Source organism: Candidatus Centipeda massiliensis (assembly GCF_900290285.1).
GTDB lineage: Bacteria > Bacillota > Negativicutes > Selenomonadales > Selenomonadaceae > Centipeda > Centipeda massiliensis.
In genome coordinates this window covers 142,391-159,296 of record NZ_LT985757.1, presented here as the reverse complement: position 1 = coordinate 159,296, position 16,906 = coordinate 142,391, and the positions used below count along the sequence as shown (strand labels likewise).

At 51.1% G+C, this 16,906-nt stretch carries 15 protein-coding genes; 10 read left to right on the top strand and 5 right to left on the bottom strand.

Translation table 11 applies throughout. The features are described 5' to 3' along the window. Positions 1-76 precede the first annotated feature (76 nt). Genes galU through C8273_RS11300 form a run of 3 tightly spaced genes read left to right on the top strand, consistent with a single transcriptional unit; the run spans position 77 to position 3,481 of the window. Entirely contained in the window at positions 77-958 is an 882-nt protein-coding gene (gene galU / locus C8273_RS11310) for a UTP--glucose-1-phosphate uridylyltransferase GalU (protein ID WP_106627806.1), read from the top strand. Between the two features lie 10 nt (positions 959-968). Continuing rightward, on the top strand, positions 969-2,198 hold the full coding sequence (locus C8273_RS11305; RefSeq protein WP_106627805.1) for a DUF445 domain-containing protein: 1,230 nt from the start codon (positions 969-971) through the stop codon (positions 2,196-2,198). Further along, positions 2,195-3,481, top strand: a complete 1,287-nt coding sequence (locus C8273_RS11300; RefSeq protein WP_199821101.1) for a DUF445 domain-containing protein — start codon at positions 2,195-2,197, stop codon at positions 3,479-3,481. The genes C8273_RS11305 and C8273_RS11300 overlap by 4 nt, the downstream gene beginning before the upstream one ends. A gap of 5 nt (positions 3,482-3,486) precedes the next feature. On the opposite strand, the gene C8273_RS11295 is transcribed toward C8273_RS11300, so the two are convergent. The 5 genes from C8273_RS11295 to C8273_RS11275 form a co-directional block, all read right to left on the bottom strand. Continuing rightward, the gene (locus C8273_RS11295; RefSeq protein ID WP_106627825.1) at positions 3,487-3,930 is read right to left on the bottom strand and encodes an RrF2 family transcriptional regulator; all 444 of its coding nucleotides are present in this window, start codon (positions 3,928-3,930) and stop codon (positions 3,487-3,489) included. Between the two features lie 123 nt (positions 3,931-4,053). Then, positions 4,054-4,446, bottom strand: coding sequence for a 30S ribosomal protein S9 (gene rpsI, locus C8273_RS11290; RefSeq protein ID WP_006691995.1), 393 nt, complete (start codon positions 4,444-4,446; stop codon positions 4,054-4,056). Positions 4,447-4,472: 26 nt separating this feature from the next. Then, positions 4,473-4,898, bottom strand: coding sequence for a 50S ribosomal protein L13 (gene rplM, locus C8273_RS11285; protein WP_234344066.1), 426 nt, complete (start codon positions 4,896-4,898; stop codon positions 4,473-4,475). Positions 4,899-5,041: 143 nt separating this feature from the next. Next, a complete protein-coding gene (locus C8273_RS11280; RefSeq protein WP_106627803.1) occupies positions 5,042-6,283 on the bottom strand; it encodes a pyridoxal phosphate-dependent aminotransferase in 1,242 nt (413 codons plus the stop codon). A gap of 160 nt (positions 6,284-6,443) precedes the next feature. Further along, positions 6,444-7,676, bottom strand: a complete 1,233-nt coding sequence (locus C8273_RS11275; protein WP_106627802.1) for an aspartate kinase — start codon at positions 7,674-7,676, stop codon at positions 6,444-6,446. 305 nt (positions 7,677-7,981) lie between these two features. Here C8273_RS11275 and ylqF point away from each other — a divergent pair, with 305 nt between their 5' ends. The 7 genes from ylqF to pcrA all read left to right on the top strand — a co-directional run bounded on the left by ylqF (position 7,982) and on the right by pcrA (position 16,901). Next, positions 7,982-8,872 (top strand): ribosome biogenesis GTPase YlqF, encoded by an 891-nt coding sequence (gene ylqF, locus C8273_RS11270; RefSeq protein WP_106627801.1) that lies wholly within the window; start codon positions 7,982-7,984, stop codon positions 8,870-8,872. A gap of 27 nt (positions 8,873-8,899) precedes the next feature. Next, complete coding sequence (locus tag C8273_RS11265; protein ID WP_106627800.1) at positions 8,900-9,655, top strand: ribonuclease HII; 756 nt, start codon at positions 8,900-8,902, stop codon at positions 9,653-9,655. A 245-nt stretch (positions 9,656-9,900) separates the two neighbouring features. Next, entirely contained in the window at positions 9,901-12,006 is a 2,106-nt protein-coding gene (locus C8273_RS11255) for a hypothetical protein (RefSeq protein WP_234344055.1), read from the top strand. Between the two features lie 82 nt (positions 12,007-12,088). Next, entirely contained in the window at positions 12,089-12,409 is a 321-nt protein-coding gene (locus tag C8273_RS11250; RefSeq protein ID WP_106627798.1) for an EscU/YscU/HrcU family type III secretion system export apparatus switch protein, read from the top strand. After that, positions 12,406-12,765 carry a YraN family protein gene (locus C8273_RS11245; protein ID WP_106627797.1) on the top strand — a complete coding sequence of 120 codons (360 nt, stop codon included), beginning with the start codon at positions 12,406-12,408 and terminating at the stop codon, positions 12,763-12,765. Before C8273_RS11250 ends, C8273_RS11245 begins: the two co-directional genes overlap by 4 nt. 138 nt (positions 12,766-12,903) lie before the next feature. Further along, positions 12,904-14,550 carry a putative manganese-dependent inorganic diphosphatase gene (locus tag C8273_RS11240; RefSeq protein WP_106627796.1) on the top strand — a complete coding sequence of 549 codons (1,647 nt, stop codon included), beginning with the start codon at positions 12,904-12,906 and terminating at the stop codon, positions 14,548-14,550. Positions 14,551-14,657: 107 nt separating this feature from the next. Continuing rightward, a complete protein-coding gene (gene pcrA, locus C8273_RS11235; RefSeq protein ID WP_106627795.1) occupies positions 14,658-16,901 on the top strand; it encodes a DNA helicase PcrA in 2,244 nt (747 codons plus the stop codon). The last annotated feature ends 5 nt before the right edge of the window (positions 16,902-16,906 follow it).

Sequence of the window (16,906 nt, the reverse complement as noted above, 5' to 3'; positions counted from 1 at the left end):
CGAAAGAGCGATAGCAAAGCGCGAGGTTCTCTATAACCTCGCGCTCTATTTACATAATGGATGGAGCGTGTATGAAATGAAAGAAAAGCACATACGTAAGGCAGTTATTCCCGCGGCAGGGTATGGAACGCGGTTTCTTCCTGCCACAAAGGCAACACCAAAGGAAATGCTCCCCATTGTGGACAAACCGACCATTCAGTATATTGTGGAAGAAGCACTTGCTAGTGGAATTGAGGATATTCTGATCATCAGCGGTCATGGCAAACGTGCCATTGAGGATCATTTTGACTCGGCGCCGGCACTTGAGCATGAACTTGAACGAAAGGGAAAAACGGAGCTTCTGGCTCTCGTACGCGAGACTACGGACGTAAATGTCCATTATATTCGGCAGAAATATATGCGCGGTTTAGGCGATGCTATTCTTTGTGCACGAAGCTTTGTCGGAGATGAGCCTTTTGCTGTGCTGCTGGGCGATGATGTTGTCTATCATCCTGAAAAATCTGCACTGCGTCAGTTAATCGACGTCTACGAAGAGCGGGGAGGCTCGGTACTCGGCTGTCAAACAGTGTCCGATGAGCAAGTCTCATCGTATGGTATTGTTGCGGGCGAGGTACTAGATAATCAGAGGCTGATGCGCGTTTCTGATATGGTGGAAAAACCGACCTTGGAGGAGTCGCCCAGCCGTATGGCAGTACTTGGACGCTATATTATCAGCCCCGCGATCTTTTCTCTCCTCAGCGAGACAAAGCCAGGCAAGGGAGGCGAGATTCAGCTCACGGATGCACTCAAGGTATTGGCACAGCGTGAAGCGGTCTACGCCTATAACTTTGAGGGGAAGCGTTACGATCTCGGAGATAAGCTTGGCTTTTTGCAGGCGACCGTTGAGTTTGCCCTGCGCAGGAAGGATCTCGGTGCAGATTTCAAGAAGTATCTGCAAAGTCTTGTAAAGACACTGTGAGGCGATCGGATTGCGGAAGGAAAATCAAGCAAACCTGGCGCTTGCTGTCAGTGTGCTGGGAGCAATCGGGACGGCGGGGCAGGGGGCTTCGCTCTTTATGGCAACCCTTCATCATGGATTCCTGGCTGCGACGATTGGTGGACTGGCCGACTGGTTTGCGGTCAAGGCGATCTTTGGCCGTCCACTTGGCATCTCTCATCGGACGGATATTCTGCGTCGAAATCGCGGGCGCATCATGGATTCCCTTGTTCAGTTTTCCTCCGATGATTTGCTCAGCAAGCAGAATATTATGGATGTCGTCGAACGAGAGAAGATCGGGGCACTTCTCGTAGAGTATCTGCAGCATCGCGGTGGGCGAGAACGCCTCATCGAGGCGGCTGTAGACATTCTGCGTCACGTTGCCTCCGATGTAGACAGCAGGCATATTTCGAAGGAGCTTGCACCTTATATCGTTCAGGCACTTCATACGCTTCCGTTGGAGGAGAGTTTTGCAGAACTCTTGGATGTGCTGACAGAAGAACCCCATGCGGATCGTATCTTTAACATTTTGATCCGTATGGGGCTTCAGTTGATTCAGACACAGGTTTTTGGGGATATGCTCCGTGAAAATATTGCCGCCATACGTACAGAGTACGAAGGCGATGGAGTGGTACGCGCTTTTGTCCTATCCTTTTTCGACGATGAAATGATTGCCGCATGGCTGACTGAACGCCTAGAAGATATTTTACATTCTGCAATGTCGACCGATGACCGAAGGCATCGTGAGGGCGTTCAATCGCTCATCTCATTTGTTTCCTCGCTCCGCCAGGATCAGAGTCTGTACGAGGCATTACATCAGTATAAGAGTCATGTCATTGAACATATTGAGATCGAACGTATTCTGGCAGACTTCATTGAATACCGTATCAAGGGAAATCATCCCTTTTGGATACCATATCTCAAGGAACTTTTGAATGAGAAAATAGATGTGTTTGTTCACTCGGACAGCTGGCAGCATCGAGCTGATTGTTGGATGAAAAATCTGGTCAGGGGAGAAGTGGAAAAGCATCATGGGATGATTGCAGATTTTATCCGTGACTATCTGAATCAAAAATCAGACGATGAACTCATTGCCTTTGTCGAGGGGAAGGTGCAGACCGATTTACAGATGATTCGCGTGAACGGTGCCATTGTCGGTGCCATTGTCGGTATGGCTCTGTCGCTTGTGGTGACCGTTGCAGAAAGGATGTGGGGACTGTGATTCGAACATGGAACAAGGCGAATACAGCTCTTTTGACCTCCTTTTTTTGTTTTCTCATTTCACTCTATCTGCATCTGACAATTCCATCGACTCTTTGGACAGATGGGCTGCTCATGGTCAGTGAGGCAGCCTTGGTCGGTGGGGTTGCCGATTGGTTCGCTGTTACCGCACTCTTTCGGAAGCCTCTTGGATTTCCCTATCATACAGCGATCCTTCCTCGTCGGCGTGATAGCTTCATTCAGGCAATCGTCATCATGGTACAAAAGGAATTTTTCTCACGACGCAAGATTTTGCGCCACATTGAAAAGATCCATTTGATCCCAATGCTGCAGGAGTTTCTGCATCGACCAGAGACGGAGGCGCAGCTGACAGGAACGCTGCTTCATTTCTTTCGCGTTTCATTCCTGCGCAGGAATCAAAAGGCTGTTTCCTATCTGTCTTCACGTCTTAAAAGCTTGTTTCTGCAGGAGGATCCGTCGGAACTCATGCGACGATTTGACCTGTTGTTCCGTGCCAATGAATGGGACCAGAAGGCTCTCTCGCGCATCGCACTTCTTCTCGCGCGTGAGGCATCTACGGAGGAAACACGTCTGTCGATTCGAGAGTCACTGGCAGAACTCGAACGCGAGAAAATTGGTGATGGTTTTTTATCACGTTTGCTTGCCATGACAAATACGGTCAATCTGGATGAGGGAGCTGAACTCATTCAGCGACATACCTGTCATGTTCTGAGTGAGTTGGGGCGCGCGCATTCTCCTCTGCAGGAAAATGCCATTGCCCTTCTGCACGATTGTCTGTCGGATCTCCGTCAGGATGGGGAATTGCTGCAAGTCGTCCGTGAACTTCAGGAACGGCTTGCCGGGGAACTCCCCATAGATGAGACACTCACCCGGATCTTTCATGGACTGCGGAAACACTTTCAGATGGATTTGAAACGGGAAGTTGATCCGATCGCAGAGCACATGCCTGCATTTTACACGCATTTGCAGACGATCCTTCATCTTGAATATCAACACATGCTCTTTCTTGTTGAAGAACGTTCGGAGCTGCAAAAGATCATCACCAAGGTGCTCTATGATCTCATTGCGCGTTCTGCGCTCCATGCACAGACACTTGTTGGCGTTATTGTCGGAAACGTATTGTCACGGCTGACGGATGAGGAACTCAATCACCTTATTTATGACAAGGTCGAGCAGGATCTCCTCTGGATCCGCGTCAACGGCTCGCTCGTCGGCGGGTGCATCGGACTGCTGCTCTTCCTCTGTATCAATATCCTTCCATAGAGTAATCAAATGAAGTACATAAGGTTTTCGTTGCTCTCCTCATGATTCAGTGCTGTGAGCAGTTGCTCCAATGTGATTGCGTTCAGTGACTCGAAGATGCTTTTGTCCAATACGTCAAAAACTTCACGTGAGAGTATATGGTTGAGTTTTTCCATTTTTTCAGAAGCCGATCCAGTCTTTTCGATGAGTGAAATCTCAATCGAAGAGAGGATATCATAAGCGGTAATTTGACGTGGATTGCGGGAGAGCTGATAACCGCCCTGCGACCCCTTGATCGAGTTCACCAGCTTGCTGCGCTTAAGCAGCGAAAAGACCTGCTCAAGGTAGATCTTGGAGATGCCGAGATGCTCAGATATGCTGATGATTGTAATAGGGGAGGAGGCATCGTAGTTGCGTGCGAGATAGACCATCGCGGCAATTCCATAGCGTCCTTTTGCGGAGATCTTCATGAACTCATCCTCTTTCATAAAACATAGTTTTTCTATCAATATAATATGTTAAAAACAAAAAAAAGTCAAACAAAAAATCCCTTCTCACATGAGAAAGGGATTTTGTATTGTGCAAAATGCAGATTAACGCTTTGAGAACTGAGATGCCTTACGTGCCTTCTTGAGACCGTACTTGCGGCGCTCCTTCTCACGCGGGTCACGCGTGACGAATCCTGCCTTCTTGAGGGCGGGACGCAGCTCTGCATCCATCTCAATGAGTGCGCGTGTGATGCCGTGACGAATCGCACCGGCCTGACCTGACGCACCGCCGCCGGACACATTGGCAATAACATCGTATTTATCGACCGTCTCGGTCAGATTGAGCGGCTGACGAACGATCAGCTCAAGGGTTTTCAAACCGAAGTACTCCGCCATTTCACGACCATTGATCGTAACTTTGCCGTCGCCGGGAACGAGGCGGACGCGTGCAACCGAGGTCTTGCGGCGACCCGTGCCGTAATAAGTGACTTGTGCCATCGAACAGATTCCTCCTTTTACGAAACTCAGCGAATGTCAAACGTCAGCGGTTCCGGCTTCTGTGCTGCGTGGGGGTGCTCCGGACCAACGTAAACGTTCAGCTTACGGAAGATCTGAGCACCGAGGCTGTTCTTCGGCAGCATGCCCTTGACAGCGTGTTCGATGACGCGGGTGGGGAAGCGCTCAAGCATCTGACCAGCAGTCGTAAAGGTCGTGCCGCCCTGATAGCCGGAATGACGGAAGTAGGTCTTGTCCGTCAGCTTCTTTCCCGTGAACTTTACTTTCTCAGCATTGATGACAATGACATAGTCGCCGGTGTCGACGTGCGGCGTGTAGATGGGCTTGTTCTTGCCGCGCAGAACCTTCGCGATCTCAGCAGCCAGACGACCAACCGTCTGATTCTCTGCATCTACAACGTACCACTTGCGTTCAATATCGGCGGCTTTTGCCATAACCGTGGTTTTCACGTAATTCCCCCCCTAGAGAGTAAGAAATTTCTATAATGAGTTGATGCAATATCCGCTCATGCCTCCGGGGCTAATGGATACATGAAAAATATCACACGTCGCTATTCTATGAAATTTTGACTAGAATGTCAAGGCATTTTATCCATCGCATGCTTTACTTTTTCTGCAACGCCGTGCATTTTTTCCTTTGGCACAGAGCAAGCTGCAATGCGTACGCCCATTTTCAAAGGAACGGCAAAGATCAGATCCTCATGGAGCAAATTGCATACAGCCTGTGGATCTGCTGCCGGAATGGCTAGAAAGAAGCCGCCCTTATAGGGGAGGGCAGGGAGTCCGCACTGCGCCGCCTCCTGCATAAAGATGTCGCCGCGTTCCTGCACGAGGCGATAGAGCGCGTCGCGTTCCGCTTCGTAGGAGGCATAGGCTTCCTTGTCCTGCTGAATACGCGTCAGGAGCGTCATCGCACCGCGGTTGATGTTCGACCACGTTGCACGCGCCGCATACTTGCTGATCTCATTGAATTCGTCAATTACCGCCTTGCTCGAGGAGAGTGCAATGAGCGCACCGCAGCGCTGCCCATAGAACGTATACGCCTTGGACATGGAGAATGCAAAGAGTGTCAGAATGTTTTCCGGAAGCCCCGCAAACTTCTGCATAAAGGCACGTGTCTCATGTTTTTCACCGGCAAAGTCGATATAGGCAATGTCGACCAGTAGATGTATTTTCTTTCCCGCTGCTGCATGCTTCTTTATGCAGTCCAGCACATGATCCCAGTCCTCTGCGGAAAGACTGTAGCCGGTTGGGTTGTGTGCCGGTGTATTGAGGATGATGAGCAGACTGTCCTGCTTCTTTAGGAGTGCATCGACCGACGCGGAAAATGCCGTATGGTTGAAGTTGTTCGCCTCATCAAAGAGTTGGAAATTCGTCACAGAGCAGCCGAGTTCCTGACAGATGACATTGTACGTTCCCCAGAACCAATCCGAGGTAAGCACCTGATCGCCCTTTTCCACATAGTTGTCTACGGCTGTACGCAGGGCACCCGTCCCGCCTGCGCTCGCAATCGCGCCGAGGTATCCTTCAGGTCGTTTTCCAGCAAAGGTAATGTCGATTGCTGCCTCAAGATATTCCGGCAGCCCGGAAATCGGTGCGTAAGCAATATAATCCTCAATGGGAAGCGAACGAAAAACTCGCTCGACGGTGGGGAGATGGGCAAGTTTTCCTTCGTCATCCATGACCGCTCCAATCGTTGCGTTTGTGACACGCTCTGCGCCGTGCTCGGCGATTGCTGCACGACATGCGGCAGCAGCGCCAAAAATTGCATCCTTGAGCCTGCGCGAGGCTGCATGAGATGCCGCCATCTGAATTGCCATTGTAATTCGCTCTCCTTTTCATTTTGAAAGCACGGATTGTGTGAAGTCCTCCGACCATGCGGCAGGATTTCATTCATCCGTGCTTTCTTTAGCGTCAATTATGATGATAGCGTTTTGCTGTGCACCTGTCCACAACATGAACGGGTGTATACAAGTATTCTTAGGACTCGTTGGGGAAGAACTCATCATGAATGCGGTTGACCGCATCCTTGACGCTGCCGCCCTTGATGAGGCAGGAAATGCTGATCTCAGATGTGCTGATGATCTCGATGTTAATGTCCGCGCGCGAGAGTGCACCAAACATCCGCGAAGCGATCCCCGGGTTGCCAAGCATCCCGGCTCCTACGATGGAGATCTTCGCTACGTCATTGTCGATGGTCACCGCAGATGCCTTGACATCGGAGGAGATTCCCTCGACCACCTGACGTGCCTCATCGGCATCAATCGTTGCGACGGTGAAGACCATATCCGTCATGTTCGACTCTGCGCTCCGAATGCTCTGTACAATCATATCCACGTCGATATTTGCCGCTGCAAGGGCAGAAAATATCTTGTGTGCAACACCTGGGACATTGGACACACCAAGGACGCTGATTTTGGAAACGTGTTCGTCATGTGTGACGCCGCGAATGATAAAGGACTTTTCTTCCACTGTATATTCCTCCCTAATGATAGTTCCCGGCTGCGAAGTGAAGGTCGAGCGAACATGAATGGGAATGCCGTAGAGTTGTCCCATCTCCACGGAGCGCGGCTGCATGACGCCGGCACCGAGGCGCGCCATCTCAAGCATCTCGTTGTAAGTAATCTCCTGCATACGGCGTGCACCCTTGGCGATACGCGGATCTGCAGAGTAGATGCCGTCGACGTCTGTGTAGATCTCGCAGGTGTCTGCACCAATAGCACCCGCAATCGCAACGGCGGAGGTGTCCGAGCCGCCGCGTCCGAGGGTAACAGGATCGCCGCCGGCATCAATGCCTTGGAATCCCGCAATGACAACAATGTTCCCTTTGGCAAGCTCCTCGTGTACGCGCTCTGGATGCAGACCGAGAATGCGCCCCTTTGTATGCGCATCGTCCGTCTGCATTCCCGCCATCGCTCCCGTGAGTGAGACAGCAGGCTGCCCCATGGAGCGGAATGCCATCGCAAGGAGGGCGATGGAGATCTGTTCGCCCGTCGTCATGAGCATATCCATCTCGCGCGCATACTGGTAGGGACTCTCTACGACCTCTCCGGCGAGGGAGATGAGATCGTCCGTGGTGTCTCCCATTGCCGATACCACCATGACAATGCGGTCATCGGGGGCTTTCTCGCTTAGAATCCGTTTTGCTACATTTTTAATTTTTTCTGGCGTTGCTACGGAACTTCCGCCAAATTTTTTTACGATTAGTGCCATATAATGTCCCCCTATGGATTGATGTGATTCCCATAATGGTGAATGCTGACCGCATTATACAGGAAAATAGGGCGTATTTCAATAACTCTCGCAGCCGTAAGGGCGGCATTATTTTCGCGCCTTTTTTTCAGGAAGTGCGGATAAAGTCAGTACTTCACAAAATTGCGTTCTCGTCTCCCCTTTGTGGGTTTTTGACCCAAAATATGATATAGTATTGAAAATGATAAATGATGATTTTCTCGTTTAATACATTTACGTATGCTGATAAACTCCAGTAAAATAAGGCATCGGAAGGAATACAGATAATGACTGATAATGACAATATAATCGACATCCCCAGTCTCCAATGGTACCCGGGACACATGCGAAAGGCAGAGAGGCTTGTCAAGGAGAATTTAAAACTTGTAGATGTGGTTGTAGAACTTCTCGACGCGCGGATTCCAATGAGTTCTGCGAATCCCGTATTGCGTGAGATCGTTGGAGGAAAGCCGCGCCTTATTGTCCTCAACAAGGCAGATCTTGCCGATGAGACGATGACGCGCGCATGGGTAAAATATTTTGCATGGCAGGGGATTACGGCGGTTCCAGTCGATGCAGTCAAGGGCCGTGGCGTCAAGGAACTCGTTCAGGCGATTGCGAAATGTGCAAAGCCCAAAACAGACAAGCTTGTTCAGCATGGAGCAAAGGCACGGGCAGCTCGCTGTATGATTCTGGGGATTCCAAATGTGGGTAAGTCCTCGCTCATCAATCGTTTGTCGGGCGGCACAAAGACGAAGGTGGAAAATCGACCCGGCGTCACCCGGGCGAAGCAGTGGATCCGTCTCGGCGCTCAGCTGGAACTTCTTGACATGCCGGGAATTCTCTGGCCGAAGTTTGAAGATCAGCAGGCAGCGCTTCATCTTGCGTTTACCGGAGCGATCAATGACAATGTCTACGATGTAGCCGGTGTTGTCCTTTTGTTGCTCGATACGCTCCGTACAAAATATCCGGTCGTCCTGTCCGAACGCTTTCGTCTGGAGGGGGAACTGCCGTCCGGAGTCATGTTGCTCGAGGAGATTGGCAGGAAGCGCGGATGTTTGCGTGCAGGTGGAAAGATCAATTATGAGAAGACAGAGCAAATCATACTGACCGATTTTCGCAGCGGACGTTTTGGACGCATTACACTGGATGTACTGCCAACAGATTCCTCAACATAGGGGCTTTTGGTAAAGGAAATAACGAAAATGACGATAAAAGAAATAGAGAGCATTTTTCTTTGTGGAGCACCAACAGAGGATTTCATTGAAGCGTGCAGGAAGGATACGCGAAAATCATTACAGACAATTCTTCGTCGCTATGAGCGCAGAGAACAGGAGCGCGAACGTTTGCATATTATGTATGCGTATGAACGCGCTGCCGCACAGGCAGGACATCTTGTCGTTGCTGGCGTGGATGAGGCGGGGCGTGGACCACTTGCGGGACCAGTCGCAGCAGCAGCCGTTATTCTGCCGCAGGAATGTGAACTTCCACGGCTGAATGATTCGAAGAAATTGTCCTACGCTATGCGTGAGGATCTGTTTGCCCAGATTGTTTCATGTGCTGTATCCTATCATGTTTCTTTGATTGATGCAGAAACCATAGATCGCATAAATGTTTTACAGGCGACACGCATGGGAATGTACGAGGCGATAGCGATGCTTTCTCCCTCACCGGAGGAAGTCCTGATCGACGCAGTGGAACTCCCAAAGCTCCGCATGCCTTCAAAATCCATTATCAAAGGGGATGCAAAGTCGGCGTCGATTGCGGCGGCGTCTATTTTGGCGAAGGTGACGCGTGATCGTCTTATGGAAACGTATGACAGAGAATATCCAAACTATGGCTTTGCAAAGCATAAAGGCTATGGAACGTGTGAACACATTGAAGCAATTCGAAAACATGGTATATGTCCTCTGCATCGTAAATCATTTGAGCCAATACGCTCCATGTTGAGGAAGCACTGATAAATTCAGCACTACCATCTTGAGCCCGCACTTTGGCGGAAAATCCTCCACAGAGCACCACTCTGCGTCCGGTTTTTCCGCCTTGTTCGGACGAAAAATCTACGCCAATCTGGCAGACTCCATTTTATCAGTGATTCCTTGAATATTATAAGATAGAAAAGGCAGTGAATATTGTGTCGATGGAAGCAAATACCACAACAGCATCTACCACTGTTCTCCCCGCCGCGCAGATTTCTCAAGGGAGAATGACCGAGGGCGTTCAGGGTCGTGGAGAGCAGGGGGATTCATCTGCTGCATTCAGTCAACGGACGAACGTTTCGATTGATACTGCCATCGACCATCTTGCCGACGTTCTCTCAAAGATCAGCGGACGTCAACAGACGAACGTGCAGCAAATGCCGCAGGAACTCAAGGAAATTATCCAGAATATGATTCGGCAGTCCTTTTCCATCGAAACGACACTCGGGCAGGGCCTTGGAAGTACTGCTGCCAGTCAGCGCTTTTCGACGGATCAGCTGACCACACTTGCACGTATGCTCAATCAGTTGGGGACAATGGCGGAGGCGGGCAGCAGCCTTCAGATTGGAGATGATCTTGCGGCGCTCCTCGTCGGGTTGAAGACAGCACTTGCCCGCGAGTCGGGCGGGACATTTGAACCGATTATGCTGACGAAGGCGGCATTTCAGCTGCTCGATACAGGAAATGCAGAACTTCTGCCACAAGAATTACAGACATTTCTCTCCCAGTTAAGCACACAGGGCGTCGCATCAGGAGGGACGGGGACGACCTCTCTTTCCCTTTTGAATCAGTTGGTTCAACTTATGATGCCGCGCAATACAGAAGGAGCGCCTTCACAAATTCAGAACAACGAAGTGATCCAAGGGCAACCTGCGAATGAGCAGGGATTTCAGAGGTCTTCTGCGGATCCCAACACCAATTTGTCAGTGTCCGAAGAAAACACTTCTACGCAGACAAATTCAAAGGAAACAATCGCTCCCAGAGAAAATTTGTCTCCCACACTCACGGGAAAAGAAGGCAATACCGACTCAATTTTATTACAGAAAACATCCTCCATGTCAACGCAAGAAGGGCTGCTGCAGACGCAAAAAGGTCAGAATACAACGACCGGTCAATCACAGTCCGTACCGAATACGCCAACATCGTCGGAGAACCAGCAGACTGCATCCGGAAAAGACGTGGGAACTTCCTCACAGAGGCAGGGGAATTCCGCGACAACCGTGGAAAATACATTAAGGAGTGGAGCGGAGCCGAATTCTACCCCCACGTCAAATTCGTCGGATCGTATGCAGACGTCTGCCCCCCCGACAGGAGATACACCGTCCTTGACATCATCCGGAAAAGAATCTGAGCGCATGTCACGTCAGGGAGCACCAACTGTAGTATTAGAAAATAATGAATCTCCGCAGACCGGTGAGCGCCTTTTCCCACGCATGGAATCACGCCAAGAGGCGGCGTTGCAAACAGCACAGTCTACGCGTTCAGATGTGGGACGTGAGGCAGATATTGCAAACGCCGTCCGATCTCCGGCACAGACGGCAGCACAAATGAAGTCCCCAGAGATGCAAAATGTTCTGCCGCGCTTCTTTACGCAAACGATGGAGAATACGCAGCAGACGATGAATGTTCTGCGAAATCTTGCCCAGACGCTTTTGCAGAACGAAAATCTAAGCCAGAGAGAGGCACTTCTCCTGCAAAACTTTGTGAGCGGGCGCAGTCAGACGATGAGCGAAGGGGATGCAAAGCAGCTGCAGCAGCTCATTCAGCTGACGCAGCAAAACATTCCCGGCACCATACGACAGGCTGCCCTTGAGCAGCATATACCGGATCTGCCACGCCTCTGGGCATTCATGCAGATGGCAGATATTGTTAAGACGCGTGGCATGACAGCAGAGCAGTACAAACGTGCGGGAAGGGATGTTGCTGCACTAGCACTGACCATGCGAAATGCACTTGAAGGAGAGAACGCGGCACCTCAGCCGGGGCAGCGCTCCATGAATTTCGTTATGCCGCTATTCATGGGAACGTCCGAATATCCTGCCTATATTCATGTCTATGATGAGGCACGCAGGGATGAGGAGACGGATCGTGTCAAAAAGGAAACATGGCTGCGCATCTGCGTGCTCACGGACAACATCGGTACAGTGGAACTCATCAACCGCATCTATGAGGAAAATCATGTGGATATGCGGCTCTATTTCTCCGATGCTGATGCAGCTTGGGAGTTTCGCCATGTACTTGATGAGATACGGGAGACCGCAGATGGTACGTCGCTCATCATTGAGGGGATACAGATTGGAGCGATTGGGGAGCGGCGGTTCTTTACAAATTGAACGGGATACGCTTCTTGACGAAGAAAGTACATGCACCGTATAATAACAGTGAAAGAATGCAGGTCACAAGGATGGGTGAGAGATGACGGAACACAAGGAAACGTCGCCTGTTGAGGATATACCGGCCGAGCAGGAACAACGCGCCGTTGCAATTAAATATGACGCCAAGAACGACCGCGCTCCGCGTGTTACAGCAAAGGGGCGTTCACTCGTTGCTGACCGCATTCTGGCAGAGGCACGAAAAAACGGGATTCCTGTCTATCAGAACAAATCTCTCGTCAATATGCTGATGGCGCTTGAGATTGACCGAGAGATTCCTCCGGAACTCTATCGTACCATTGCAGAGGTGCTTGCTCATGTCTATCGGATTGACCGCCATGCAGGTGATCGAAGGTCATCGTGAGCAATAAAATACTTGGTAATCAGGGAGAGTCATACGCTGCAGACTATCTGCAAAGACAGGGCTGTCGTATTCTCGTGCGCAACTATCGCACCAAAGTCGGGGAAATTGACATCATCGCGGACGACCATGGTGTCTTGGTGTTTGTTGAGGTAAAGACGCGCAGAGGCGTGCGCTGCGGAATGCCTGCGGAGGCAGTTGATTACAGAAAACGCAAAAAAATTGTGCAGACGGCATACTGGTATTTACGCGCAAATCATGCAGAGACGCATCTTTGCCGCTTTGATGTGATCGAGGTGTACGCGATGGACAGAGGGTGGAATATTCATCACATAAAAAATGCGTTCGAAGCACAATGAGAATTTTGGATGTTGGCATCATTTCAGAAATACGTCAACATCTTTTTATTTTTGCAAAAATTGAATCACATCAATGAGTATGGTATAATGAAACACAAAGTATGCGGCGGGTGTAAGCCGCGATAGGGAGGTATCATTTTGAACGTTGCAAAGCCGATTTATGTCATTGGTCATCGTAATCCGGATACGGACTCCATTTGCTCGGCGGTCGGATATGCACATCTGAAACAGGCAATGGGCGTCAACGCCATTGCGGCACGTGCCGGTAAGGTAAATAAGGAGACAAAATTCGCATTGGAGTATTTCCATGTGGAACAGCCCCTCCTCATTCCCGATCTCTACCCGCGCGTCAAGGACATTGCGATGGACTGCAAGATTGTTGTCCGTCAGCATGATACCCTGCGCAATCTTGGCGAGGTGCTGCGCGAAAACGATCTGCGCTCGATTCCCGTCACCGACAGCAAGGGGATCCTTGTCGGCATTGTTTCGGTCAGCGATCTGGCTAAGCGTTATTTTCAAGAGCTTGGTATGACGAATCTATCGGATATGCGTGTGCGCTATCGTGATATCATTCGCGCGACGGACAGCAATGTACTTGTTTCCGGTGAAGAGGGAGAGACCATCAAGGGGCAGATTCGCATTGCCGCAGGCAGTGTTGAGACGATCTGTAAACTCATCAAGGAAAATGATATCGTTCTTGTGGGTGATCGTCGTACGGAGACGATTTTGGCATGTATTAAGCAGGGGATTGCCTGCCTGATCATGACAGGAGATGGACGTGTTCCGGCAGAGGCTCTTGAGATGGCAGAAGCACGCGGGATCTTCGTGCTTTCAACACCTTATGATACCTATACCGTGGCACGTCTCATCAACCAGTGCGTACCGATCCGTCGGATCATGCACGACAATCCGGTCTGTTTCAAGCCGCTCGATCTGCTCTCGGATATCAAGGGAACGATGGAGGAGACCAATTTCCGCAACTATCCTGTTCTTGAAAACGGGCGTATTGTCGGTCTTGTCAGCCGTGATCGACTCGTTGTATCCGAACCGGCGCAGGTCATTCTCGTGGATCACAACGAGCGCAATCAGGCGGTCGAGGGGATTGAGGAAGCAAAGATCATCGAGATCATCGACCATCATCGTTTTGGCGGGATCAGTACGAGCGAGCCGATCTACACGCATGCAGAGCCGGTCGGATGCACCGCAACGATTATTTCCAATATGCACTGGCAGAACGACATTGACATCCCCCCCTCGATTGCGGGACTCCTGCTTTCGGCGATCATCTCGGATACAGTTCTCTTCAAGTCTCCGACCTGCACACCGAAGGATAAGGCGGCGGCAGAACGGCTTGCAGACATTGCCAATGTCGATCTCAACACATACGGTCTTGAAATGCTCAAGGCAGGTTCCAGTGTCGGCAATATGTCGCCGATGGAGATCGTGCGCAATGACCTCAAGGAGTTCACGATCGGGGCATATCGCGTCATTGTCAGCCAGACCTCCGTTATGGACACGAAGGAGATCATGGCGAAGGAAGACGAACTGCTCGCCGCAATGAAGACGATCTGTGACACGGAGGGCTTTGACCTGAGTCTTGTCATGATTACGGATATCCTTGAGGAGGCAACCTATCTGCTCTTCACGGGGTCACCGCGTACGCTGATTGGCGAGGCATTCCGCAAAGATACGAGTGGAACGCATCTCTATCTGCCGGGCGTTATGTCGCGTAAGAAGCAGATCATTCCGCCGCTCTCGGAAGCGGTCAAGCGCATCAAGACGTAAGGCATAGATATGAGACGGCAGGGGCGGAGTTTGCCAGTTTGGCAGCCCCGCCTTTCTTATTGGAGCAAAGAACCACTGATAAGCAGCGGTTCCTAAAAGGAGTTTTCATGGATTTGTTTCAGGGGCTGAACGAGCCGCAGCAGCGAGCAGTAGCCTGCATCGATGGTCCGCTTCTCATCGTGGCGGGCGCGGGTTCCGGGAAGACACGCGTACTGACCTTCCGCATTGCTAATCTGTTGGAGCATGGCGTTCCGCCGTACCGCATTCTTGCCATCACCTTTACGAATAAGGCGGCACGCGAAATGCGTGACCGTGTAGATACGTTGATTGGAGATGCCGCACATGATGTCTGGCTGAGTACGTTCCATTCGTTCTGTGCCCGCTTCCTTCGCACGGAGATTGAGCATCTGGGGACGTATGCGAAGAATTTTGTCATCTACGATGCCTCGGACACGAAGGGGCTGATTCGTGAATGCCTCAAGGAGCTGAACATCGACGAGAAACACACTGCTCCGGGGGCGGTGCAGTCGCACATCTCGGACGCGAAGAACCGTTTGCTCGATGTCAAGGCGTTTGCGGCACAGGCAACAGATTTCTTTGCGGAGCAGGTGGCAAAGATCTATGAACTCTACCAATCGAAACTGCGTGCGAACAATGCGCTGGATTTCGATGATCTGCTCATGCTGACGGTGGAACTTCTCTCCAACAATGAGGAAATACGAGTAAAGTATCAGAAGAAATTTCAATACATCCTCGTGGACGAGTATCAGGATACGAACGGCGCGCAGTATGCCATTACCAAGCTGCTTGCCGAGGGACACCATAATATCTGCGTGGTCGGCGATGCAGATCAGTCCATCTACGGCTGGCGCGGCGCGGATATGCGGAATATCCTGAACTTTGAGCGGGACTATCCGGAGGCAACCGTGATCCTGCTCGAGCAGAATTATCGCTCGACGAAGAACATCCTTGCAGCGGCAAATGCTGTGATTGAGAATAACCTGACCCGCAAGAAGAAGGAGCTATGGACGGATAATCCGACAGGCGATCCCATCATCATCTACGAGGGAGCAACCGAAAAAAACGAAGCATCCTACATCGTGCGCGAGGTGGAGCGTCTGCATACGATGTTTCACGTGAAATATGGCGATATCGCCGTTCTCTATCGTACGAATGCACAGTCCCGCAATATCGAGGAAGCGTTCTATGCGACCGGAATTCCTTATGCCATGGTCGGCTCTGTACGTTTCTATGACCGCCGCGAAATCAAGGACATCATCGCCTATCTGCGCGTCATCTATAATCCGCGTGATACGCTGAGCCTTCTGCGCATCATCAATGTCCCAAAGCGCGGACTCGGTCAGACCTCCCTTGGACGCATGATGGAGACGGCGGCAGAATATCGCATCTCTCTTTTTGAGCTCATCACAGACGATCAGCTGCTCAGTACGATCCCGAAACTCTCCGCGAAGGTGAGGACGGCACTGGAGGATTTTGCCGCACTGATCTTTACCTTTATGGGTCAGGTGGGAACGCGTCCTCTCCATGAGATTGTCGAAGACATGATCGAGGAATCGGGGTATGCTGCTGCCCTCGAAGAGGACAAAAAGGAGGATAATCGGGATCGTCTCGAAAATCTGCGCGAATTCATCAGCGTGGCGAAGAACTTCGAGGATGGAGCCGAAGAAGGAGAGAACGGTCTTGAGGATTTTCTCGCGCAGATCTCGCTTATCTCCGATGTGGATGAGACGGAACAATCGGACGGCAATGTCACCCTCATGACCTTCCATGCGGCAAAGGGACTCGAATTTCCGGCGGTATTTATGGCAGGCATGGAGGAGGGACTCTTTCCACACTCGCGTACGCTGCTCGATGATATGGAGATCGAGGAGGAGCGACGCACCTGCTACGTTGGCATCACACGTGCGCAGCGTCGTCTCTATCTCACCTACGCACGTCAGCGTACCATCTATGGGCGGACGGAGATGTCGCGCCCCTCACGTTTCCTTGCTGAGATTCCGGAGGAGCTTGTCGAACACAAGGCGGCGGATTTCTTCGCGGAATCTGCCCATACACGCGAACGCTCCGATGTTTGGGGGCGTGGGACATCTGGTACGCGGCGTGTCTATATGCCGCCACCGCCGCAGCATACGGCGGCAGACGGGAGCGTGATCCGTCCCGACTCCGCCGCGAAGTTCACGGCGGGAGATGCCGTGCGGCACAGCAAATGGGGCGATGGACGCATTGTCGCCATCAGTGGTGAGGGGGAAGAAGCAGAACTCACGATTGCCTTTCCCGGGGAAGGCATCAAGAAATTCGTGCAGAAATACGCACCCATTTTGAAGCTGTGAGGGCA